The organism is Amycolatopsis sp. lyj-108 (assembly GCF_046549005.1).
Lineage (GTDB): Bacteria > Actinomycetota > Actinomycetes > Mycobacteriales > Pseudonocardiaceae > Amycolatopsis.
The window spans coordinates 278,434-300,897 of the sequence record NZ_JAJPWQ010000007.1; the positions used below are offsets into that span (position 1 = coordinate 278,434).

Annotated in this window: 20 protein-coding genes; 18 read left to right on the forward strand and 2 right to left on the reverse strand. The window is 68.5% G+C overall.

The window, feature by feature from the left end; genetic code table 11:
* The first annotated feature begins 29 nt into the window (after window positions 1–29).
* Window positions 30–437: a RidA family protein gene (locus ACLJO0_RS25795; protein WP_410580990.1), complete on the forward strand. Its 408-nt coding sequence runs from the start codon at window positions 30–32 to the stop codon at window positions 435–437.
* 3 nt (window positions 438–440) lie between these two features.
* Here ACLJO0_RS25795 and ACLJO0_RS25800 read toward each other — a convergent pair whose 3' ends face one another.
* Together ACLJO0_RS25800 and ACLJO0_RS25805 are read right to left on the reverse strand one after the other, a co-directional pair.
* Complete coding sequence (locus ACLJO0_RS25800; RefSeq protein ID WP_125795553.1) at window positions 441–920, reverse strand: cupin domain-containing protein; 480 nt, start codon at window positions 918–920, stop codon at window positions 441–443.
* Window positions 921–1,658: 738 nt separating this feature from the next.
* On the reverse strand, window positions 1,659–2,090 hold the full coding sequence (locus ACLJO0_RS25805; RefSeq protein WP_410580991.1) for a VOC family protein: 432 nt from the start codon (window positions 2,088–2,090) through the stop codon (window positions 1,659–1,661).
* Between the two features lie 104 nt (window positions 2,091–2,194).
* Between ACLJO0_RS25805 and ACLJO0_RS25810 the strand changes: the two genes are divergently transcribed.
* From ACLJO0_RS25810 to ACLJO0_RS25890, 17 genes are all read left to right on the forward strand, one after another.
* Entirely contained in the window at window positions 2,195–2,851 is a 657-nt protein-coding gene (locus ACLJO0_RS25810) for a GntR family transcriptional regulator (protein WP_410580992.1), read from the forward strand.
* 2 nt (window positions 2,852–2,853) lie between these two features.
* Window positions 2,854–3,375 carry a hypothetical protein gene (locus ACLJO0_RS25815; RefSeq protein ID WP_410580993.1) on the forward strand — a complete coding sequence of 174 codons (522 nt, stop codon included), beginning with the start codon at window positions 2,854–2,856 and terminating at the stop codon, window positions 3,373–3,375.
* Window positions 3,376–3,518: 143 nt separating this feature from the next.
* Window positions 3,519–4,832: an ABC transporter substrate-binding protein gene (locus ACLJO0_RS25820; RefSeq protein ID WP_410580994.1), complete on the forward strand. Its 1,314-nt coding sequence runs from the start codon at window positions 3,519–3,521 to the stop codon at window positions 4,830–4,832.
* Window positions 4,832–5,788: a carbohydrate ABC transporter permease gene (locus ACLJO0_RS25825; RefSeq protein ID WP_410580995.1), complete on the forward strand. Its 957-nt coding sequence runs from the start codon at window positions 4,832–4,834 to the stop codon at window positions 5,786–5,788. The genes ACLJO0_RS25820 and ACLJO0_RS25825 overlap by 1 nt, the downstream gene beginning before the upstream one ends.
* Window positions 5,781–6,620: a carbohydrate ABC transporter permease gene (locus tag ACLJO0_RS25830; protein WP_396564935.1), complete on the forward strand. Its 840-nt coding sequence runs from the start codon at window positions 5,781–5,783 to the stop codon at window positions 6,618–6,620. Before ACLJO0_RS25825 ends, ACLJO0_RS25830 begins: the two co-directional genes overlap by 8 nt.
* 32 nt (window positions 6,621–6,652) lie before the next feature.
* Window positions 6,653–7,990, forward strand: a complete 1,338-nt coding sequence (locus ACLJO0_RS25835) for a GH1 family beta-glucosidase (protein ID WP_410580997.1) — start codon at window positions 6,653–6,655, stop codon at window positions 7,988–7,990.
* A gap of 612 nt (window positions 7,991–8,602) precedes the next feature.
* The gene (locus ACLJO0_RS25840; protein ID WP_410580998.1) at window positions 8,603–10,078 is read left to right on the forward strand and encodes an amidohydrolase family protein; all 1,476 of its coding nucleotides are present in this window, start codon (window positions 8,603–8,605) and stop codon (window positions 10,076–10,078) included.
* Entirely contained in the window at window positions 10,075–11,217 is a 1,143-nt protein-coding gene (locus ACLJO0_RS25845; RefSeq protein WP_410581000.1) for a M20 family metallopeptidase, read from the forward strand. Before ACLJO0_RS25840 ends, ACLJO0_RS25845 begins: the two co-directional genes overlap by 4 nt.
* A 31-nt stretch (window positions 11,218–11,248) precedes the next feature.
* The gene (locus ACLJO0_RS25850) at window positions 11,249–12,133 is read left to right on the forward strand and encodes a GNAT family N-acetyltransferase (RefSeq protein WP_410581001.1); all 885 of its coding nucleotides are present in this window, start codon (window positions 11,249–11,251) and stop codon (window positions 12,131–12,133) included.
* Window positions 12,130–13,236 (forward strand): o-succinylbenzoate synthase, encoded by a 1,107-nt coding sequence (gene menC, locus ACLJO0_RS25855; RefSeq protein WP_410581002.1) that lies wholly within the window; start codon window positions 12,130–12,132, stop codon window positions 13,234–13,236. The genes ACLJO0_RS25850 and menC overlap by 4 nt, the downstream gene beginning before the upstream one ends.
* A 76-nt stretch (window positions 13,237–13,312) precedes the next feature.
* Entirely contained in the window at window positions 13,313–14,983 is a 1,671-nt protein-coding gene (locus tag ACLJO0_RS25860) for a PucR family transcriptional regulator (RefSeq protein ID WP_410581004.1), read from the forward strand.
* A 140-nt stretch (window positions 14,984–15,123) separates the two neighbouring features.
* Window positions 15,124–16,392, forward strand: a complete 1,269-nt coding sequence (locus tag ACLJO0_RS25865) for an MFS transporter (protein WP_410581006.1) — start codon at window positions 15,124–15,126, stop codon at window positions 16,390–16,392.
* Between the two features lie 143 nt (window positions 16,393–16,535).
* Window positions 16,536–17,447: a serine hydrolase gene (locus tag ACLJO0_RS25870; protein ID WP_410581007.1), complete on the forward strand. Its 912-nt coding sequence runs from the start codon at window positions 16,536–16,538 to the stop codon at window positions 17,445–17,447.
* A gap of 121 nt (window positions 17,448–17,568) precedes the next feature.
* The gene (locus ACLJO0_RS25875; protein WP_410581008.1) at window positions 17,569–18,957 is read left to right on the forward strand and encodes a serine hydrolase domain-containing protein; all 1,389 of its coding nucleotides are present in this window, start codon (window positions 17,569–17,571) and stop codon (window positions 18,955–18,957) included.
* Window positions 18,954–19,841 (forward strand): serine hydrolase, encoded by an 888-nt coding sequence (locus ACLJO0_RS25880; protein ID WP_410581010.1) that lies wholly within the window; start codon window positions 18,954–18,956, stop codon window positions 19,839–19,841. Before ACLJO0_RS25875 ends, ACLJO0_RS25880 begins: the two co-directional genes overlap by 4 nt.
* Window positions 19,842–19,865: 24 nt before the next feature.
* Window positions 19,866–21,464 carry an ABC transporter substrate-binding protein gene (locus tag ACLJO0_RS25885; protein ID WP_410581011.1) on the forward strand — a complete coding sequence of 533 codons (1,599 nt, stop codon included), beginning with the start codon at window positions 19,866–19,868 and terminating at the stop codon, window positions 21,462–21,464.
* A complete protein-coding gene (locus ACLJO0_RS25890; protein ID WP_125795571.1) occupies window positions 21,464–22,444 on the forward strand; it encodes an ABC transporter permease in 981 nt (326 codons plus the stop codon). Before ACLJO0_RS25885 ends, ACLJO0_RS25890 begins: the two co-directional genes overlap by 1 nt.
* The last annotated feature ends 20 nt before the right edge of the window (window positions 22,445–22,464 follow it).

Below are 22,464 nucleotides of genomic sequence, written 5' to 3' on the forward strand. Positions count from 1 at the left end.
GTAACCACAAGTGACCACGAGGAGTACTGATGAGCATCACCCTGGTGAATCCCGCGGGGCTGCCGGAAATCCCCGCCTACCGGCAGGTGTCGATCGCGACCGGGTCGAAGCTGGTCTTCATCGCGGGGCAGGTCTCCTGGGACGCCGACGGTGCTGTTGTCGGCGAAGGTGACCTCGCCGCTCAAGTCGAACAGTGCTACCTGAACATCGGGACCGCGCTCGCCGCGGCCGGCGCCACCTTCGACGACGTCGCGAAACTGACCGTCTATGTCGTCGACTGGACGCCGGACAAACTCGGCCAGTTCCTCGAAGGCGTGGACAGGGCCGCCGCCAAACTGGGCGGCACCCCGGTCCCGCCGGGCACGCTGATCGGGGTCGCGGCCCTCGACGTACCCGAACATCTCGTCGAAGTCGAGGCGACCGCGGTCATCGACTGACGCTCACCGGCCACGCGCGGCACGCCAGATCGGGCTGTCGACGTAGTGGTTGTCGTACTGCTTCGAGGACGCGGCGATCTCCGAAGGGTCGGCCTCGCCACGCGCGACCCGGTCGAGGAGCCGGTAGTAGTCGAATCGGGCCATGCCCGGCGTGAAGGTCACCAGAACGTCGGCGTCCGAGCCGTCGGCGGGCCCGAACGCGTGCGGCACCTTCGGCGGCACGGCGAGGAAGTCGCCCTTTTCCAGCGTGTGCAGGGTTTCCTCGACGAGGACCTGGAGTTTTCCTTCGAGCACGAAGAAGAACTCGGTCGCGCGAGTGTGGAAGTGGGCCGGGGTGCCGAAGACGCCGTCCTTCAAGGTCGCGCGGTTCGCGGTGAAGCCCCCGTCGGTGGTGTCCGAGTCGGCCAGCAGCGTGATCTCGCTGCCCGGCGCGTCGCTGACGATCTCGGCGTCTGCGGCCCGGAGGAGGATGGGGTCGAACATGGTGGCGTCTCCTTGGTTTTCCCTGTTCAGCAGGCTCGCTGACAGGAACAGCTTCTCGCGGTGCCAGGCCTTGATCAACGCGGAAACGGGGATCGATCGATAATGTGGAGGTTATCGGTCGCGGTGTGTCGTGAGTGGTGAGGGTGTCCACGGGACGCTTGCCGCGGTCTATTGCCCTCACTACTTCAAGAAAGCAGCGCGGCGGGCCCGGGTGTGTCGTGAGTGGCGATTCGGGTTAGAGCCAAGGGTGTCTTAGGTACCTACGTGGGTTCCGGCTGCGGTTGATCCCCAGGCCCGGTCCGGTGACCGCCACGTTCGCCCCACAAGCACCAGCAGTCACAACGGTGGCGCGTGATGGCCCTTCGCGAGTACCTGAAGGTCTCAAAGGGGCCCTTCACGGCATAAGGGTTCGACGCCGGGCCCATCGGAAGCGCTGAAGCAGCCGCCCGCTCACCCTCGCGTCTCGTGAGTGGTCAGGATCGCAAGTCCGTGAAGGCCTCCTTCCCAACTCTGAGGGTAGGAAAGGAGCCCCTCACTACATGCAGGGCTGAGCTCAGCCCTGCATGAAGCGACCTTCACGCCTTCCCCGAGTACATGAAGGACCCCATCCCTGCGCCTAGGTACAGGAAGGGGTCCTTCATGTACTCCAAACCAGGCACCACGCAAGAAGCGCCACAGGGCACGCAGTAGATACCTAAGAGAAGGCTCGCCAGAACCCGAATCGTCACTCACGACCGGTCAGGCGGCGAAGACCTGCGAATCGTCGGCGAACGCCTTGAACTCCAAGGCGTTGCCCGCCGGGTCCAGCAGGAACATCGTCCACTGTTCCCCGGTCTGGCCCTCGAACCGCACGTAGGGCTCGATGACGAACGAGGTGTCCGCAGCGCGCAGCCGGTCCGCCAGTTTCCGGAATTCCGGCACGGTGAGGATCAGGCCGAAGTGGGGGACGGGCACGTCGTGACCGTCGACGGGGTTGTGGATCTGACGCGGCCGCTCCGGTGCGAGGTGCGTGACGAACTGGTGGCCGTGGAGGTTCCAGTCGATCCAGGTGTCGGAGCTGCGGCCTTGATCGAGGCCGAGGACATCGCCGTAGAAGGTGCGCGCGGCGGCGAGGTCGTCGACAGGCATGGCGAGGTGGAAGCGCGGGATGGGGGAGTCGAGGACGGTCATATCCAGGGGATCCTTTCCGGCGGACGAACACTTGTCGTAATGTTAACATTAGGACAAGGCGCGGCGAGCCGCTACTATCGGCCGTTCCAGTGGGAGGGATGAGGATGAGCGAACCCGGCAGGGTGGTGCCGGCGCGTCGCCGCGGGCTGGCGGACGAGGTGGCCGACAGAGTCCGGGACGCCATCTTCGACGGCGCCTATCCGCCTGGCGCGCAGTTGCGCGAGGTCGAACTTTCGGCGGCGCTCGGCGTCAGTCGCGGTCCGGTGCGCGAAGCGCTGCTCAAACTCGAGCGTGAGGGGCTGGTTCGCAGCGAATGGCATCGCGGCGCGATCGTCACCACGCTGTCCGATGTGGACGTCGCCGAACTCGACAGCCTGCGGTCGGCCCTGGAGCAGTTGGCGGTTCAGTTGGTCGTCGCGAGGGCGTCGGACGCGGACCTGGCCGCGCTCGACGACGTCGTCGAGCGGATGGACCGGGCGCGCGACGAGTACGAGATGGTCCGCTGCGACATCGACTTCCACGACGCGGTCTACGCGGCGTCCGGGCATCGGCGGCTCGTCGAGGCGTGGCAGGCGATCCGGTCCCAGGTGTACCTGTTCCTGCTGACCCGGATCGGCGTGAGCTCCGACGGCTACCTCGCGAGCATCCCGGCCGAGCACCGTCGGCTGGCGTCCGCTCTTCGTGCCCGCGACGGCGAGAAGGCGCTCGAACTGTTCGCCGTCCACCGCGGAGAGGCCTTCGACGTGCTGACGGGGAAGTGACCGTGCTCAACGTTCGCCTGAACGACCTGGCCGTGGAGGCGCTCGGCCCCTCGGTCGCCGCGATACCGCGTGACCGGCTGGCGTCGGGCCTGCGGGAGATGATCGCCGACGGGGTCGTTCTGACCGGTGAAGTGATCACTCTCGGCGGGATTCCCGGCTGGGCCGGGTGGCCGCCGGGAAGGCAGGCCGACCTGACCGGCTGGGAGTGCTTCGTCAGCAGCTTCCATCTCGAAGACCATCTGCCGATCGAGGTGGGAAGCCTGCCCGACGGTGAACCGGTGATCTCCGAAGCGGACCAAGTTCTGATGTTGCGTCACGGCTTGGGGTTCGCGCTCGAGATCGCCAGTGCCGCGCCGGTCCCCGTCCGGTGCGTCGTCGGCGCCAATCGCACGAACGGCACCTTCCGGTTCCATCGTGCCCGGCCAGGGGAGACCTGGCTCCACGAGGATCTCGACGGCTATCGTTTCGAAAAGATGATCACCGTCGATCGCGGCCCCGCGACCCTGGGTGGGACCCCCTGGTGAACGATACGGTGCCGAGGCGGACGAAATGGCGTTCAAGGTCTTGACGGCAAGGTTGGCCAAGGCTTAACTCAAGCCCTGAAATAAGACGTGTCCCGGGTCACAGGCTCCGGGCGCGGCTTGGCCACTCACCCCGAGGACCATCGATGCGAATCGGAAAGATCGCTCCCGCGCTCGTCCTGGCGCTGGCGGCCGCCGCCACGACGGCATGCGGCGGCGGCGACACGTCGTCCAGTGCTCCCAAGGAGCTCGTGTACTGGGCGTCCAACCAGGGCACCAGTCTCGACAACGACAAGGCAGTCCTGCAGCCCGAACTCGACAAGTTCGAGAAGGCCTCCGGGATCAAGGTCAAGCTCGAAGTCGTCCCGTGGACGGATCTGCTCAACCGGATCCTCGCCGCCACCACCTCCGGCAAGGGGCCGGACGTGCTCAACATCGGCAACACCTGGTCGGCCTCGCTGCAGGCGACCGGGGCGTTCCTGCCGTTCGACGACGCCGCGCTGGAGAAGGTCGGCGGCAAGGCGCGGTTCCTCGGTCCGTCGCTGGCGGCCACCGGGGCGAGCGGTCAGCCGCCGGTCGGCGTACCGCTCTACGGCCAGGCGTACGGCCTGTATTACAACAAGAAGCTCTTCGCCGAGGCCGGGATCACCAAGCCGCCCGCCACCTGGGAGGAACTCGTCGAGGACGGCAAGAAGCTCACCAAACCCGACAAGGGCCAGTGGGGGCTCTCGCTCCAGGCGGGTCAGGTCACCGAGAACAGCCACCACGCCGCGATCCTCGGCGCCCAGCAGGGCGCGCAGTTCTTCACTTCGGAGGGCAAACCGCAGCTGGCTTCGGATCCGTCGGTCGCGGCGGTGCAGCAGTTCGTCGACCTGATGCAGAAGGACAAGATCGTCAATCCCGCCAACGCCGAGTACGCCGACACCGCCAAGTCTCTCAAGGATCTGTCGGACGGCAAAGCCGCGATGTTCATGAACCAGGCCTCCGCGGGTTCCTTCAAGAACATCGGGATGGACATGGCGAACCTCGGTGTCGCGCCGATCCCGCTGCCCGCCGCCGCGCCGCCGAACGGCCGGAAGGTGACCAGCTTCGTCGCGGGCATCAACATGACGGTCTTCAAGAACACCAAGAACCCCGATGCCGCACTGGACTTCGTGAAGTTCATGGTCTCGGCGCAGGAACAGGCGTTGCTCAACAAGACCTACGGTTCGCTGCCGACCGTCCAGGACGCCTACAGCGACGCGGCGTTCCAGACCGAGGACGTCAAGGTCTTCCAGAACGTGCTCGCGAACTCGGCCGAGCCGATGCCGCAGGTTCCGCAGGAGTCCCAGTTCGAGACCCTGATCGGCACCGCGATGAAGGCGATGTTCGCCGACGTCGCCGCGGGCGAACCCGTGGACGGAGCCAAGATCCGGGACCAGCTGAACCAGGCGGACCAGCAGATCGCGGCCGGTGGTTGATGCCGACCGCGCTCGACAACGCCCCGGCCGTGAAGGCGGCCGGGGCGCCCGGACCCCATCGCGTCCGGCGCAAACGGAGCCGGGTCGCGCTGCCGTATCTGCTCCTGCTCCCCGCGATCCTGCTCGAACTGCTCGTTCACGTGATCCCGATGATCGCCGGGCTCGTGATGAGCTTCTTCAAGCTGACGCAGTTCTCCATCCGGGACTTCACGTCCGCCCCGGCGGCGGGACTGGACAACTACAAGTTCGTCCTCGACTTCAACTCCGCGGCGGGGAAGTCGCTGCTCGGTTCGTTCTGGATCAGCGTCCTCTACACCGTCCTCTCGGTCGGGTTCTGCTGGCTCTTCGGCACCTCGGCAGCCGTGCTGATGCAGAAGAACTTCCGCGGACGTGGCTTGCTCCGGACGCTGTTCCTGGTGCCGTACGCGCTGCCGATGTACGCCGCCGTGATCACCTGGTCGTTCATGTTCCAGAAGGACACCGGCCTGGTGAACGACCTGCTGGGCACGGATTCGTTCTGGCTCATCGGGGACAACAGTTTCTGGTCGCTGGTGGTCGTGTCGGTCTGGCGGAACTGGCCGTTCGCCTTCCTGATCGTGATGGCCGGGCTGCAGAACATCCCCGGCGAACTGTACGAAGCGGCGGCCATCGACGGCGCCGGCTGGTGGCGCCAGTTCCAGGCGATCACCCAGCCGATGCTGCGGCCGGTCAACCAGGTGCTGTTGCTGGTGTTGTTCCTGTGGACCTTCAACGACTTCAACACGCCGTATGTCCTTTTCGGAGCGTCCGCGCCGAAGGAGGCGTCGCTGATCTCGATCCACATCTACCAGAGTTCCTTCGTGACCTGGAACTTCGGCCTCGGCTCGGCGATGTCGGTGCTGTTGCTGTTGTTCCTGCTGATCGTCAGCACCGTCTACTTGGGACTGAGCGCGCGGAGGAGGAACGCCGTTGTCTGAGCCTCGCTGGGTCCCTTGGGCCCGTCGATTCGTCCTCGGCTTCCTCGCCTTGTTCACCCTCGTGCCGTTGTACGCGATGGTTTCGTCGTCGCTGAAACCGCTCGGGGACGTGCAAGGCAAGTGGGAGTGGCTTCCGACGACGTTGACCATCCAGCCGTTCTTCGACATCTGGGAGACGATCCCGCTCGCCGAGTACTTCGTGAACAGCCTGGTCATCTCCGGCTCGGCGGCGATCCTCTCGGTGGTGATCGCGATCTTCGCTGCCTACGCGTTGAGCCGATTCCGGTTCCGGGGCAAGAACTTCTTCAAGATGACCGTGCTGTCCACGCAGATGTTCCCCGGCATCCTGTTCCTGCTGCCGTTGTTCCTCATCTTCGTCAACATCGGCAACACCACCGGCATCGTCCTGTACGGCTCGCGGCTCGGGCTGATCATCACCTACCTGACCTTCTCGCTGCCGTTCGCCATCTGGATGCTCGCCGGCTACATCGACTCGATCCCCAAAGAGCTCGACGAGGCCGCGATGGTCGACGGCACCGGGCCGCTCGGCGCGCTGATCCGGGTGGTCATCCCGGCGGCGATGCCGGGCATCGTGGCGGTGGGGATCTACTCGTTCATGACGGCCTGGGGCGAGGTCCTGTTCGCGTCGGTGATGACCGACTCGGGCACGCGGACCCTCGCCGTCGGGCTCCAGGAGTACTCCACCCAGGTCCAGGTCTACTGGAACCAGGTCATGGCCGCGTCCCTGATCGTCTCCGTCCCGGTCGTCGCCGGATTCCTCCTGCTCCAGCGTTATCTCGTCGCCGGGCTCACCGCCGGTGCCGTGAAATGACCCGCCCGTCGCTCCGTACAGAGAGGTCCGCCTTGAATCTGCACCTGCCCGCCGATTTCCTGTGGGGTGCGGCCACCGCCGCGTACCAGGTCGAGGGCGCCGTCGACGCCGACGGCCGCCTCCCGTCCATCTGGGACGACTTCGTCCGGGTCCCGGGTGCCGTCCTGAACGGCGACACCGCCGACGTCGCGTGCGATCACTACCGGCGCTGGCCGGAGGATCTCGCGATCATGAAGGGGCTCGGCCTGGACGCGTACCGCTTCTCGGTCGCTTGGCCGCGGGTGATCCCCACCGGCCGCGGCGAGGTCAACACGCTCGGCCTCGACCATTACGACCGGCTGGTCGACGCGTTGCTGGAAGCCGGGATCCGGCCGTTCGTCACGCTGTTCCACTGGGATCTGCCCTCGGCGTTGCAGGCGGACGGCGGCTGGCCCGAGCGCGACACGGCGTACGCCTACGCGGATTACGCGGCGGTCGTGGCGGCTCGGCTGGGTGACCGGGTGAAGGACTGGAACACCGTCAACGAGCCGCTGTGCTCGGCCTGGCTCGGCTATCTCGAAGGCCGGTTCGCCCCCGGGATCAAGGATCTCAAGCAGGCGATCCACGCGTCGCACCATCTTCTGCTCGCGCACGGTCTCGGGGTGCGGGCGATCACCGCGAACGCCGCCCAGCCCGCGAACGTCGGCCTGGTGGTCAACCTCAGCGGGATCGAGCCCGCGTCGGATTCCACCGCGGACGTCGAGGCGGCGGCCCGGATGGACGGGCACGTCAACCGCTGGTGGCTCGACCCGTCGAACGGGCGTGGCTATCCGGCGGACATGATCGAGGTCTACGGCGTCGAACCGCCCGTGCTCGGGGACGACCTCGAGGTGATCTCCGCTCCGGTCGGTTTCCACGGGCTGAACTACTACTTCCGCCAGATCGTCGAGGACGACCCGGACGGTCCGGCGCCCCACGCGCGGCAGGTGCCGGTCGAGGGAGCGGCGACGACCGCGATGGGCTGGGAGATCCACGGGCAGGGCCTCGCGGATCTGATCCACCGGCTCGCCAACGAGTACGGCGCCCGCGCCATCTACGTCACCGAGAGCGGGGCCGCCTTCGACGACAAGGTCGCCGAGGACGGTTCGATCGACGACGCCGACCGCATCGCCTACCTGGAAGAACATCTCGGCGCGGTAGCGGGCGCCGCCGAAGCGGGCGCGCCGGTGAAGGGGTACTTCGCGTGGTCGTTGCTCGACAACTTCGAATGGGACAGCGGGTTGAGCAAACGGTTCGGGCTCGTCCGGGTCGACTACGACACCCAGGTGCGCACGGTCAAGGCGAGCGGCCACCGGTACGCGGAGATCATCGCCGAGCACCGGAGCCGCTGACACGGGCCTCGTGAGTGGCAGGGACGGTTGTTGAGGGGTACGGCAAAGGTGGCAGGTGCGACAGGCGAGGTGAAGGGGACTTTCCCCTCATCGCATGCGAGGAAAGTCCCCTTCACCTCGTGGGCTAGCAGTCCTTATGGCTGACGGAGAATCGATGACGCCGCGAAGTGGCTTTCGCGACGCCCGAGGTCGATGCGTGGACGAGCGAGGCAACCCCGCCACCTTTGCCTCACCTCTCAATAACGGGGGTAAGGCAAAGGTGGCAGGTTGCGAAAGTGGCTTTCGCAACGTCGGGGGCAGGGTGCGGTAGCAAAGGAACCTTCGCTACGTGACCCCTCGCTGAACCCCATGGGGCCGAGATGTGTCGCGAAAGCCACTTTCGCGACGCCTGATGTCCCGAAAGTGGCTTTCGCGACACGGTCGCCCCAGGGCCACGAGCGAATCCCCGCGACCCGACACCTTTGCATCACCCCTCTTTAACCGTCCTCGCCACTCACGAGCGGTTCGTGCGGTCGGATGGACCGAGGGGGCCGGATTCGTCGCGCGGTACGAACGGACGTCCGCCGAAACCTCCTAGGGTCGCCATGAAGAGGCGATCCTAGGAGGCGAAGTATGCGGACAGTCTTGCGTGGCGGTCGTGTCATCGACCCGGCGACGGGCTTCGACGGCACGGCGGACGTGCTGGTGACGGACGGGGTGGTCACCGCCGTGGGGGAGGGTCTGCCTTCGGAAGCGGGCGACACGGAGATCGACGTCACCGGACTCGTCGTCGGACCGGGTTTCATCGACCTGCACAGCCACGTGCACACCATCGCGGGCCAGCGGCTGCAGGCGATGGACGGCGTGACGACCGCGCTCGACCTCGAAGCCGGGCTGATGCCGATCGAGCGGGCCTACGCCGAGGCCGCCGCGGCGGGACGTCCGCTGCACTACGGGTTCTCCGCGTCCTGGGGCGCGGCGCGGGCGCAGGTGCTGGCCGGGATCGAGCCGGACGCGAATATCGACAGCGGGCTGGCGGTCCTCGGAAACCCGGCCTGGCAAAGGACTTCGTCGCCGAAGGAACTGGCGGCCTGGCTGTCCCTTGTGGACGGTGAGCTGGCCGCGGGCGCGCTCGGCGTCGGTGTGCTCCTCGGTTACGCGCCCGACACCGACCCCGCCGAGTTCCTCGCGCTGGCCCGCCTGGCCAAGGAGGCGGGCGCACCGACGTACACCCACGTCCGTGAACTGGTCGAGGTGAACCCCGCGACGCCCATCGACGGTTCGGCGGAGATCGCGATCGTCGCGGCCGAGACCGGGGCCGCGATGCACCACTGTCACGTGAACAGCACGTCCGGCCACCAGATCGAGCGCGTGCTCGCGGCGCTCGAAGCGGGCCGCGCGGCCGGTTCGCGGGTGACCGTCGAGGCCTATCCGTACGGGGCGGGCAGCACCGGGATCGGCGCCGCGTTCCTCTCGCCCGAACGGCTGAAGATGAAGGGCCTGTCCCCGTCCAGCGTGATCATGCTGGAGTCGGGGGAGCGCATCGCCGACGAGGGCCGCCTGCTCCAGGTTCGCGCCGAAGACCCTGGCGCGCCGTGCATCCTGGAGTTCCTCGACGAGAGCAGCGCGCACGACCTCGACCTGCTGCGTCAGGCGCTCGCGTTCCCCGACGCCATCGTCGCCAGCGACGCGCTGCCCGTGTACTGGAAGAACGGAACCAGCGAGAGCACCGAATGGCCGTTGCCGCCCGGCGGCGCGACGCATCCGCGCACGTCCGGGACGTACGCGAAGACGCTGCGTTTGATGGTGCGGGAAAGCAAGGCCTGGACCTGGCTGGAGGCGTTCCGGCGCTGCTCCTATCTGCCGGCGCGTGTGCTCGACGAGGTCGCCCCGGGAGCACTGACCAAGGGCAGGCTCAACGTGGGTGCCGACGCGGACATCGTCGTGATCGACCCGAACACCGTCACCGACGCGGCGACCTACTTCGACTCGACCAGGCCGTCGGTCGGCGTCCGGCACCTGTTCGTCTCGGGGGTCCCGGTCGTCACCGATGGGAACCTGCGCACGGACGCCTTCCCCGGCCGGCCGCTGCGCGGTGAGCCGCGATGAGCGACCTGCTCGCCGACATCGAAACCCTGGTCCGCTGCGAGTCGCCGTCATCGGATCACGAGGCGGTGGCCCGCAGCGCCGAGGTGGTGGCCGGATTGGGCCGACGGCTCCTCGGCACGGAACCGGAGCGGATCGTCGTCGGCGGCGTCACCCATCTGCGCTGGCGCTTCGGAGAGGGGCCGACCCGGGTCCTCTTGCTCGGTCACCACGACACGGTGTGGCCGCACGGTTCGCTGGAGACGCATCCGTTTTCCGTACGGGACGGCGTGTTGCGCGGCCCCGGATGCTTCGACATGAAGGCAGGCGTCGTGATGGCGCTGCACGCCGCCGCGACCGTGCCCGACCGCGACGGACTGTCCATTCTGGTCACCGGCGACGAGGAGATCGGCTCGCCGTCGTCTCGCGCGCTGATCGAGGAGACCGCGGCGGGCTGCGACGCGGCGTTCGTACTGGAGGCCTCCGCCGACGGCGGCGCGTTGAAGTGCCGCCGTAAAGGTGTTTCCCACTACCGGGTCGAGGTGACCGGCCGGGCCGCGCACGCCGGCCTCGAACCGGAGAAGGGGGTCAACGCGGGAATCGAGATCTCCCACCAGATCCTCGCGGTGGCCGCCCTCGCCGACCCCGGGTCGGGGACCAGCGTGACGCCCACCGTCGTCTCGGCGGGAACGACCGTCAACACCGTTCCCGCCGCCGCGAGTGTGGCCGTCGACGTCCGCGTGTGGAACGAGGCCGAGCAACTCCGCGTCGACAGGGCCATGCGGGAGCTCCGTCCGGTACTGGAGAACGCCGTGGTCGGGGTGACCGGCGGGATCAACCGTCCGCCGCTCGAAGCGGGATCGTCGGCGGGATTGTTCGCGCTGGCCCGGGAACTCGCGGACGAACTCGGCCTCGGGGAACTGACTTCCGCGTCGGTCGGCGGCGCCTCGGACGGCAACTACACCGCGGGGATGGGCGTTCCCACCCTGGACGGCCTCGGCGCCGTCGGCGGCGGGGCACACGCGGATCACGAACACGTCGTCGTCGCGGAACTGCCGCGGCGTACCGCTTTGCTGGCCGCGCTCGTGGAAAACGTGCTCGCGAAGCGGGGTCCGTCCGGTGCGACGAATCCCGCGGGTGAATCTGGTACGGCACGACGGTGACTCCACCGCCGAGCCGGGAAAGGATCGTCCCGTGACGAATCTTGCGACGAACGCGGAAAGCCTGGTCACCCGGGAGGTGTGCGACGAAGCCGTCGCCGCCGCACGGGCCGCGGCCGCGGCTTCGGGCGTCGAAATCCGCGAACTCACCGAAATCGCCGATCTGGCCGCGGTGGTCGGCCTGTTCGAGTCGATCTGGCAGACCGCGCCCGGCGCCCGGCCGGTGAGCACGGAGCTGCTGCGGGCGATGTCCTCGGCCGGGAACTACGTCGCGGGCGCTTTCGAACACGGCGAACTGCTGGGGGCCTGTTTCGGTTTCTTCGGGAATCCCGGGAAGGCGAGTCTGCACAGCCACATCGCCGGCGTCGCCAAGGCGGGCGTCGGCCGGGGGATCGGCCACGCGCTCAAACTGCACCAGCGCGGCTGGGCGCTGCTCCAGGACGTCTCGGTGATCACCTGGACCTTCGATCCGCTGGTGCGGCGCAACGCCTACTTCAACCTGGGGAAGCTCGGCGCGCGTCCGATCGGGTACCTGCCCGACTTCTACGGTCCGATGGAGGACAGCATCAACGGTTCGGGCGACACCGACCGGTTGATGGTCGGCTGGGATCTGGCGAGCCCGGCGGTCCGAGCCGCCACTTTCGGTGAACCCGTCCTGATCGACGCGGAAGCGCTGGGAGCGGCGAAGGCGCTGTCGGTCGGCTCCGACGGCGGTCCGAGCATCGGTTCCCTCGACGCGCCGACCGTCCTCGTCGCCGTCCCGTCCGATATCGAACGGTTGCGCCGCACCGATCCCGGTCGCGGCAACGCGTGGCGTGTCGCCCTGCGCGAAGTCCTCGGTGGACTGATGGCGGACAACGCCAAGGTCGCCGGTTTCGATCGTGCCGGCTGGTACGTGATCTCGAAGGAGCAGTCGTGAAACTCAGCGGTGTGGAACTACGCCGGGTCCGGATGCCGCTCGTGGCCCCGTTCCGGACGTCGTTCGGAACGCAGGCCGAACGGGAACTGCTGCTCGTCCGCGCGGTGACCCCGGCGGGCGAGGGCTGGGGCGAATGCGTGGCGATGGAGGCGCCGCTCTACTCGTCGGAGTACAACGACGCCGCCGAGCACGTGCTGCGGAATCACCTGATCCCCGCCCTGCTGGCGGCCGACGACCTGACCGCGTACAAGGTGACGCCGTTGCTGGCGAAGTTCAAGGGCCACCGGATGGCGAAGGGGGCGCTGGAGATGGCGGTCCTCGACGCCGAACTCCGCGCGCACGACCGGTCGTTCGCGGCCGAACTGGGGTCCACTCGTGACTCCGTGGCCTGTGGGGTCTCGGTCGGGATCATGGACTCGATCCCGCAGCTGCTCGACGTCGTCGGTGGCTACCTCGACGAGGGCTACGTCCGGATCAAGCTCAAGATCGAACCCGGCTGGGACGTCGAACCGGTCCGCCGGGTGCGGGAACGCTTCGGCGACGACGTGCTGCTGCAGGTCGACGCGAACACCGCGTACACCCTGGGCGACGCGCCCCTGCTCGCCCGGCTCGACCCGTTCGACCTGCTGCTGATCGAGCAGCCGCTCGAAGAAGAGGACGTGCTCGGGCACGCCGAACTGGCGAAACGCATCCGGACCCCGATCTGCCTCGACGAGTCGATCGTCTCCGCCAGGGCGGCGGCGGACGCGATCAAGCTCGGCGCCTGCCAGATCGTCAACATCAAACCGGGCCGCGTCGGCGGCTACCTCGAAGCCCGCCGGGTGCACGACGTCTGCGCGGCGCACGGGATCGCGGTGTGGTGCGGCGGGATGATCGAGACCGGCCTCGGCCGGGCGGCCAACGTCGCGCTGGCCTCGCTGCCCGGCTTCACGCTGCCGGGTGACACCTCGGCGTCCGGCCGGTTCTACCGCACCGACATCACCGAGCCGTTCGTGCTCGAGGCCGGGCATCTGCCGGTGCCGACCGGTCCCGGCCTCGGCGTGACTCCGATTCCCGAGCTGCTGGACGAGGTCACCGTGGAGAAAGCGTGGATCGGTTCGTAGCGCTCTACGAATTCCGGGGTTAGATTTGGTCGGCTCGGACCAATCGGTTCGGCGAGACCGGGTTTAACTTCGGGGGGTGCTGACACCGGTGCCCAGCAAGCCGCATACGAGCCTGGGGCGCGTCCTCGAAGACCTCGGGGACGTGCTCCTGGAGCCGGTCGCGGTCGGCCGGACCACCCGCAGGCAACTCGGCGGGGTGGTCATCCACGATCCGCACGACGAATCCGACATCCCTGGCGGAGCCGTCGTGCTCGGCGTCGGGGTGCGGGAGCAGGACGAGGTCGTCCGCCTTTTGCACGACGTGGGTGCGAGGGGTGCGGCGGCGCTCGTCGTCCGGTCTCCCGTCACCCCGGCGCCGGAACTCCGGCGTGCCGCGGAGTCGTCCGGCGTCGCCCTGCTCGGGCTGGCGCGCGGCGCGTCCTGGGCCCAGCTCGCCGCCATGCTCAGGACCTTGCTCGCCGAGGAGGACGTCGGCGAGGTCTCGCCGCAGACGCTCGGCGGAATGCCGTCGGGTGATCTGTTCGCCCTGGCCAACGCGATCGCCGCGCTCATCGACGCGCCGGTGACCATCGAGGATCGCAACAACCGGATCCTCGCGTTCTCCGGACGCCAGGACGAAGCGGACCCGTCCCGGGTGGAAACGATCCTCGGCAGGCAGGTGCCGGAGCGGTTCGCCCGCAACCTGGAACGGGACGGCATCTTCGAGAAGCTGTACCGCGACCAGGCGCCCGTGTACGTCGACCCGGAACGCTATGACGCCCACGAGATCGTGATCCCCCGCGTGGCGCTCGCCGTCCGCGCGGGTGACGAGGTGCTCGGGTCGATCTGGGCGGCGGTGCGGGAACCGCTCAGTGACGAGCGGACCCAGGCGCTGATCGACGCCGCGAAGCTCGTCGCGTTGCACATGCTCCGGCTGCGCGCGGGTGCCGACGTCGAACGGCGGTTGCGCGCGGATCTCGTGAGCACGGCACTCGAAGGCGGCGCCGGGGCACCGGAGGCCATCGCCCGGCTCGGCCTGCTCGGCCAGCCGTCGGTCGTGCTCGCCATGGGACTGCTCGGCTCGCCCGCGCTCGAGGACGATCTCCGTCTGGTCGCGGACCGCCAGCGGGTCGCCGACGCACTGGCGATGCACCTGAGCGCCGTCCAGCCTCGTTCGGCCGTCGCGCTCGTGGGCGACGTCGCCTACGGCATCGTGCCGATGCCCGGCGGCCACTCCGACTGTCAGGAACGTTCGGTGCGGGTCGCTTCGACCTTCCTGGAACGCACCGGCCGCCGCGCGGCGGCCGCGATCGGCGTCGGGCCGCTCGCGCTCGACGCGTCCGGACTCCACGCCTCCCGTGATGGCGCCGACCGGGCGCTGCGCGTGCTGCTCACCAACGGTGGAGCCAAACGCGTCGCGACCGCCGACGACGTCCACGTCGACGCGCTCATGCTGGATCTGGCCGATCTCGCCGCGGCCAGGGGAGACGTCGCGACAGGACCTGTCGCGCGGTTGCTCGCCTACGACGCCCAGCACCAGTCACAACTGGTGCACACCCTGCGTTGCTGGCTGGACGCCTTCGGGGACATCGGTGCCGCGTCCGCCTCGGCCTACGTCCATCCGAACACCTTCCGCTACCGGCTACGGCGGCTCGCCGAAGTCGGCGAGATCGACCTCGACGACGCGGGGGAGCGGTTCGCCGCGATGCTGCAACTGCGGCTGCTGCCCCACGACGCGCGGACCGGGCCGCCTGGCATCGAAGACTGACGTTGGTCTGACCGCCCCGAAACGGCGGCCGATGTTCGTGTGATCGCACGAACTCCGCCCGCCGGACGCGTTTCAGAATGAGTGATCGGCGCCACGCTCGCGCCGTTCTCCTTCTCTCCCACAGTTTCCGCGGAGGCGCCATGACGGCAGTGGTCAACGAGGACACCTGGACAGCGCGGCGGATCAACCGGACGGCGCTCATCACCATGGTGGTGATGGTGTTCGCCTGGGCGGTCGACTACATCGACCGCTTCTCGATCGGGATGGCGCTGCCGATGATCGGCGCCGAATTCGAGCTCAGCAAGACCGAACAGGGCTGGCTCGTCACCGTGTTCGCGCTCGTGTACATGGTCTGCCAGATCCCGGCGGGATTCCTCGCCGACCGGTACGGCTCGCGGGGGCCGATGCTGGTCACGCTGCTGCTCTGGTCGGCGTTCACCGCGATGACCGGGATGGCGGGCACCTTCGGCATGCTGCTCGTCGTCCGTGGCCTTTTCGGTGTGTGCCAAGGGCTTTTCCCGGCGGCCTCGTTCAAGGCGATCGCCGAACGGACCACCCCCGGCAACCGCGCGACGGTGACCGGCGTGATGCTGTCCGCCGGCGGGATCGGTGCCGGGCTGGCGCCGCTGATCGTCGGCCCGCTGCTGATGGCGATCGGCTGGCGGCACACGTTCTTCTGGATGGCCGGGATCGGCGCGATCATCGGCGTGATCGTGTGGACGATGCTGCCCAAGGCCCTGCCCGAGAAACTCAGCAGCCTTCCGCGCGACGAGGTGAAAACCCCCGAGGTATCCCGCAAACAGGTGTTGAAGTCGCCGGTGATCTGGAAGTTCACCTTGCTGTTCTGCGTCACCAACATGCTCAACTACGGGATGATCACCTGGGTGCCCAGCTACCTGCTGGAGGCGAGGGGTCTGTCACTGAGCCAGACCGGGGTACTGGCCGCGATCCCGATGCTGGTCAGCATCGGCACGACCATCCTCGGCGGCTGGCTGTTCGACCGGTACTTCCACGATCACGGCCGCTGGTACCTCGGTTCGATCGCGCTGGTGACCGTGGTGCTGCTGACGTTGATGGTGAACGCGGACAGCACGACGGAGTTCACCGTCTACGAGACGCTCGCCCTCGCCGTCTTCGGCATGGCGACGATGGCCGTCTTCGGCCTTCCGCTGCGGGTGCTCCCCACCGCGGTCACCGGAATCGGCATGGGAGTGATGAACTTCGGCGGCCAGGTGGCGGGCGCGGTCGCGCCGGTGGCGATGGGCTGGCTCGCCGACACCTTCTCCTACACCGCCGCGTTCGGTTTCCTCATCGGCACCACCTTCCTCACCGCCGTGATGGCGTTCTGGGTGCCGCAGAACCCCGGCCAGTTCTCGTTCGCGCCGGCGAGTCCCAGCGCGGGGTCGTGAGTGGTGATCCGGGACTTTCCCGGCACCTCCCCTCCCGCGTCGCGAAAGCCACTTTCGCGACGCTGGGTGTCTCGAAAGTGGCTTTCGCGACACCCTCGCCGGCCCCAACGCAACCTTCTCCCTCCAAAGTAGACAGGAGCCCCATGCCCACCGCGTCCGAAGTCATCGAAACGATCAACGACCGCGCGAAGGAGGTCGGCGTCCGGGTCCGGCTGCACGCGGCCGAAGTCGACGGCACCCGGCGGATCGGCGTCGATGAGCACACCCCCGTCGTGACGGCGTCGGTCTTCAAGGTCCCGATCGCGCTGGAGCTGGCGAGGCAGGCCGCCGAGGGCGGGCTCGACCTCGGTGAGCGGATCACAGTCCCGCCGGGGCATCCGACGCCGAGCCCGTACGGCCTTGCCACCTTCCGGCACGACATCACGATGTCGTGGTACGACCTCGCGCTCCTGATGATCGGCATCAGCGACAACGTCGCGACCGATCTGATCCTCGACCGGGTCGGGAAGGAATCGACGGAAAAGTCGTTGCGGCGGCTCGGTTTCGAACAGACCACCGTGCCGCAGGACTGCGGGGAGGTGCTCGGCAGCATCGGGGAGGACCTCGGGATCTCTTACGAGGACGACGAGAGGCTGCTGGCGGACCTCCCGATGGAGCGGATCGCCGCGTTGCGCGCACTGCGCCCTGAGCACACCTGCGCCACGACCGCCGAAGAGATCACCCGGCTGCTCGGGCTGATCTGGCGGGACGAGGCGGCGTCGCCGACCGCGTGCGCGGACGTCCGGCGCTGGATGGAACTCCAGGTGTGGCCGCATCGGCTGCGGTCCGGGTTCCCGGACGACGAGATCCGCGTCAGCGGCAAGACCGGGACCCTGCCTTCGGTGCGCAACGAGGTCGGCGTGGTCGAGTACCCGGATGGCGGCCGTTACGCGGTAGGGATTTTCACCGAAGCCGTCGACGGGCGGTCGAGGGTGCCGGAGCGGGACGCGTTCATCGGGTTCGCCGCCGCGCAGGCCGTCGAATGGCTCAGGCTTCCCGAGGCCGGGAGCGAATGATTCGTCCGCCCGGATGAATTTTCCCGCCGCTCTCGTCGTTCCGCACGAACCGGTGACGCCTGTCACCGTCCTAGCATTCCGGGAACCGCCGGACCGCCCTTTCCACGGACAAGAGGTGCGCATGTCGAAACTTTCCGAAATCGAGACCTGGCTCGCGGAGAACTTTTCCGCCCTGGTGGAGAAGCATCAGGTGCCCGGTGCGGCCGTCGCGGTCTTCGCGGGCGGTGAGGTGATCGACCACGCGGCAGGCGTGCTGAACAAGAGCACCGGCGTCGAGTCCACAGTGGACTCCGTTTTCCAGATCGGGTCGATCACCAAGGTGTGGACGACCACCCTGGCGATGCAGCTCGTCGACGAGGGCAGGCTGGACCTCGACAAGCCGGTCCGTGACTATCTTCCCGAGTTCACCCTCGCGGACGACGACGCGGCGTCGCGGATCACCGTGAGGCAGCTGACCTGCCACACCTCCGGCTTCGAGGGTGACATCTTCACCGACACCGGGGTCGGCGACGACTGCGTCGCCAAGCTCGTGGCCACGCTTTCCGACGTGCCCCAGCTGTTCGGCCCGGGGGAGATGTTCTCCTACAACAACGCCGGGTACTGCGTGCTCGGCAGGATCGTCGAGGTCCTGCGCGGCAAATGCTACGACGACTGCCTGCGCGACCACCTGTTCATCCCGCTCGGGCTGACCCACGCCGCGGCCGGACCGTACGACGCGATCCGGTACCGCGCCGCGATCGGCCACGTCCAGCCGTCGCCGGACGACGAGCCGGTGGCCGCGCCCGTCTGGGCGCTGACGCGCTCGAACGTCCCGGCTGGTTCGCATCTCGCGATGCGCCCGCGGGACCTGCTCACCTTCGTGCGCATGCACCTCAACGAGGGACGTGCCGACGACGGCACCCAGGTGCTCAAGCCGGAAACCGCGCGCGCCATGTGGGAACGCCAGGTCGAACTGCCCTACCTCGGCCTGATGGGCGGAGCGTGGGGGCTCGGCTGGATGATCTTCGACTGGGACGGGGGCCCGGTGATCGGCCACGACGGCGGCACCATCGGCCAGTCCGCGTTCCTGCGGGTGGTGCCGGGCAGCAACGTCGCGGTGGCGCTGCTGACCAACGGCGGCAAACCGCTGCACCTCTACCGGGACGTCTTCCGGAAGGTGCTGGGCGACCTGGCGGGTGTCGAGGTCCCGCCGCTGCCGGAGCCCAACGCCGCGGAGGCCCCGGCGGACCCGTCGCGTTATGTGGGCGAGTACTCGTCGCAGGTCGCGGACATCGTCGTGAGCCAGGACGAGGACGGTGGCCTGTGGCTGGAACGGACGCCGAAGGGCGTGTTCGCCGAGCTCGGTGCCGGGCCGGAGAAGAATCGGCTGCTGGGCTACAAGGGCGACACGCTGGTCGCCGAACACGGTGAGCTCGGCCTGCACCTCCCGCACGCCTTCGTCGGCGACGACGGCAACGGACGGGCGCTGTACGTCCACACCGGACGGGCGGACCGGCGGGTGAGCCGGTGACCGGAATCGGCGCCGAGATCGAGGCCGTCTTCGCGAACGCGGGGGCGCGCGGATTCGTGCACGCGCGCGAGGTCGGCGTCCCCGATGGTCCCGAAGTCGGTGTCGGCGCCGACGACCCGGTCGTACTCGCGTCCGTGTTCAAGATCCCGGTGGCGGTCGCCTTCGCCCGTGAGGTGGCCGCCGGACGGCTCGACGAGACCGAGCGGATCCGCGTCACCGCGCGATACCGGATCGGCGGGATCGGGACCGCCGGCTGCGCGGACGACGTCGAGATGAGCTGGCGCGACCTCGCGCATTTCATGTTGACGATGAGCGACAACGCCGCGACCGACGTCGTCTACCACCGGGTCGGGCAGGAAGCGGTGGACCGGGTCCTGACCGACCTCGGACTCACCAGGACCCGGCTGATCGGCTGCTGTGAAGACCTCTTCGCCTCGGTGATCGCCGACCTCGGCGCGAAACCGGACGACGATCTGGAAGCCGTCTTCGCCGCGGCCACGCCGGAACAGCTCTGGAAGCTTTCGGTACTCGACCCGGAACGCACCACGGCGTCGACCCCGCGCGAGATCACCACGCTGCTCGACGCCATCTGGACCGACCGCGCGGGCGACCCGGCCGCCTGCGAACGCGTGCGGACGATCATGGCCCAGCAGATCTGGCCGCATCGGATCTCGTCCGGTTTCCCGGCCGGGGTGACGATCGCGGCGAAGACCGGGACGCTGCCCGCCGTCCGCAACGAAGCGGGTGTGGTGACCGATGTGGACGGTCGCCGGTACGCCGTCGCGGTGTTCACCCGTGCCGAATCCCTCGCCGACCGCCTGCCCGCGGTCGATTCCGCCATCGGCGAGGCCGCCCGCCTCGCCGTCGCCCACCTCCGCGCGTAGAGCGCGACCCAGTAGGAGAACCGCATGAAGAAAGCCCGGCTCACCGCCGCGATCACGAGCGTGGTGGCCTTGACCGTGAGCGCGTGCGGGGGGACGTCGCAATCCGGACAGGACCGGACCGCGAACCAGAAACCGGTCGAAGGCAAGACCTTCACCATGGCGATCGGCTCCGACCCCGGAGCGCTGGACCCGGCGATGACCGTGCTCTCGGTCGCGCTGGACATCGGCCGCTACCTCTACGACAGCCTGATCAACCTCGACGAGACCGGCAAACCGATCGCGGGGCTCGCCGAGAAATGGGAGGCCGGCACCACAACGGCCTCCTTCACCCTGCGCAACGGGATCACCTGTGACGACGGCACGCCGCTGACCGCGAGCGACGTGGCGGCGAACATCGGCTTCATCGGCGACCCCGCGAACAAGTCCCCGATGGCCGGACTCGCGATCGCGCCGGGTACCAAGGCGACCGCGGACGACGCGTCCCGGACGGTCACCATCACCAGCGGGGCGCCCGACGCGTTCTTGCTGCGCAACGCGGGCGGCCTGCCGATCGTCTGCGGCAAGGGCGTCACCGACCGGCAGGCGCTGGCCAAGGGGAAGTACGCCACCGGCATGTACACCATGACCGAAATCGTGCCGAACGACCACTACACCCTCACCCGGCGGAAGGACTACGCGTGGGGGCCGGGGGAGTGGCAGCGTGAGCAGCCGGGACTGCCCGAGAAGGTGGTCTTCCGGGTCATCCAGAACACCACGACCGCCGCGAATCTGCTGCTGTCCGGTGAACTCAACAGCGCGAGGATCACCGGTCAGGACCAGCAGCGCCTGCGCGCCCAGAAGCTGTATCACGGCGAACAGGTCGTGCCGATGGGCGAGATGTTCTTCAACCAGGGGCCCGGTCGCCCGGGAGCCGATCTCGCCGTTCGCCGCGCGCTGGTGCAGGCACTCGACCTGCCCCAGATCGGCAAGGTGCTCACCGGTGGTTCCGGGGCGCCCAGCCAGGGAATGGTCACCACCGAACCCAGGGCGTGCACCGGCGACGCGGTGAGCGGGAAGCTTCCCGCGTTCGACCTCGCCGCCGCCAAGGCGGGTCTCGACGCGGCGGGCTGGAAGCCGGGAGCGGACGGCGTGCGGGTGAAGGACGGCAAACGGCTCGCGCTGACCGCCATCTACGGCACCCAGGTGGGGCCGACGATGGCGCCCTCCGCCGAACTGATGCAGCAGTCGTGGAAGGCCGCCGGCGCGGAGGTCACGCTCAAGGGCCTCGACAGCCCGGGGACCAGCCAGGTGCTGTTCAACACCGGCGAGTGGGACATCTCGCTCGCGCCGGTGACCCTGCTGCTGCCGAGTCAGGCCGTCCCGTTCGTCTCGGGGCCGAAACCGCCGGCCGGCACGAACTTCGCGCATATCGAGAACGAGCGGTACACGGCACAGGCCGCACAGGCGGCGCGGATGCCGGGTGATGCGGGCTGCGCGACCTGGCTCGCCGCGGAGACGGCGCTCATCGAGCGGCTGGACGTCGTGCCCTACGTCAACTCGGTCATCCCGACCTTCGGCAGCAACGCGCGATTCAAGGTCAGTTTCGGCTCGGTCGAGCCGTCGTCGATCCGGATGTACGGCTGATGGCGGTCGCGGTCGCCCCGTCCGGGTTGCGCGGCAGTCCCTGGCTGTCGTTCGCCGTGCGTCGGCTCGGCCGGTTCGCGGTCTCGCTGTGGGTCTTGATCACCACGGCGTTCCTGATGATCCAGCTGATCCCCGGCGACCCGGTCCGGGCGGCACTCGGGCTGACCGCGCCGGTCGAGCTGGTGAACGCGCGACGGGCGGCACTCGGCCTCGACGATCCGCTGTGGCTGCAGTACGTCCACTACCTCGGAGGAGTGGTCACCGGTGACTTCGGGACGTCGATGACGAGCGGGCAGCCGGTCTCCGAGGTGATCGGCGACCGGCTGCCCGCCACCCTCCAGCTGGCCTTGCCCGCCTTCGCGGTGGTCATCGCGGTGGCGATCCCGCTGGGCCTCCTGTTCGCCGTGCTGACCCGCGGCGGACGACGGCGGGGCGGCGAGCTGGCGTTCACGTCGACGACCGTGCTGCTCGCGGCCATCCCGGAGTTCCTGCTCGCGGTCGCGCTGGTCGCGTTCTTCGCGGTCCGGCTCGGCTGGTTCCCGGTGGCCGGGAGCGACGGGGCGAGTTCGCTCGTGCTCCCGGTGATCGCGCTGGCGCTCGGCCCGGCCTCGGTGCTCTCCCGCATCGTCCGGGTGGAGACGCTTTCCGTGCTGGGCCACGACTTCATCCGTACCGCGCGGGCGAAACGGCTGCCCGCGCGGCTGGTCTACCTGCGGCACGCGCTGCCGAACGCGCTGACCGCGACGCTGACCATGGGCGGGCTGATGCTGACCGGGATGGTCGCCGGGACGGTGCTGGTGGAGAACGTGTTCGCCTGGCCCGGTCTCGGTTCCACCATCGCGCAGTCGATCCTGCAGAAGGACTATCCGCTGGTGCAGGGCATCGTGCTCGTCTACGGCATCGGGGTCCTGCTGGTGAATCTGACGGTGGACGTGCTGCTGGCCGTCCTCGATCCGCGTTCGACGATCCGGGAGAACTAAGTGGTCACCAGCGGAAGCAC

Coding starts and splice junctions, on each gene's coding strand:
- ACLJO0_RS25795 (WP_410580990.1), top strand. CDS start 30: ATGAGCATCACCCTGGTGAATCCCGCGGGGCTGCCGGAAATCCCCGCC.
- ACLJO0_RS25800 (WP_125795553.1), bottom strand. CDS start 920: ATGTTCGACCCCATCCTCCTCCGGGCCGCAGACGCCGAGATCGTCAGC.
- ACLJO0_RS25805 (WP_410580991.1), bottom strand. CDS start 2,090: ATGACCGTCCTCGACTCCCCCATCCCGCGCTTCCACCTCGCCATGCCT.
- ACLJO0_RS25810 (WP_410580992.1), top strand. CDS start 2,195: ATGAGCGAACCCGGCAGGGTGGTGCCGGCGCGTCGCCGCGGGCTGGCG.
- ACLJO0_RS25820 (WP_410580994.1), top strand. CDS start 3,519: ATGCGAATCGGAAAGATCGCTCCCGCGCTCGTCCTGGCGCTGGCGGCC.
- ACLJO0_RS25825 (WP_410580995.1), top strand. CDS start 4,832: ATGCCGACCGCGCTCGACAACGCCCCGGCCGTGAAGGCGGCCGGGGCG.
- ACLJO0_RS25840 (WP_410580998.1), top strand. CDS start 8,603: ATGCGGACAGTCTTGCGTGGCGGTCGTGTCATCGACCCGGCGACGGGC.
- ACLJO0_RS25845 (WP_410581000.1), top strand. CDS start 10,075: ATGAGCGACCTGCTCGCCGACATCGAAACCCTGGTCCGCTGCGAGTCG.
- ACLJO0_RS25865 (WP_410581006.1), top strand. CDS start 15,124: ATGACGGCAGTGGTCAACGAGGACACCTGGACAGCGCGGCGGATCAAC.
- ACLJO0_RS25870 (WP_410581007.1), top strand. CDS start 16,536: ATGCCCACCGCGTCCGAAGTCATCGAAACGATCAACGACCGCGCGAAG.
- ACLJO0_RS25875 (WP_410581008.1), top strand. CDS start 17,569: ATGTCGAAACTTTCCGAAATCGAGACCTGGCTCGCGGAGAACTTTTCC.
- ACLJO0_RS25885 (WP_410581011.1), top strand. CDS start 19,866: ATGAAGAAAGCCCGGCTCACCGCCGCGATCACGAGCGTGGTGGCCTTG.
- ACLJO0_RS25890 (WP_125795571.1), top strand. CDS start 21,464: ATGGCGGTCGCGGTCGCCCCGTCCGGGTTGCGCGGCAGTCCCTGGCTG.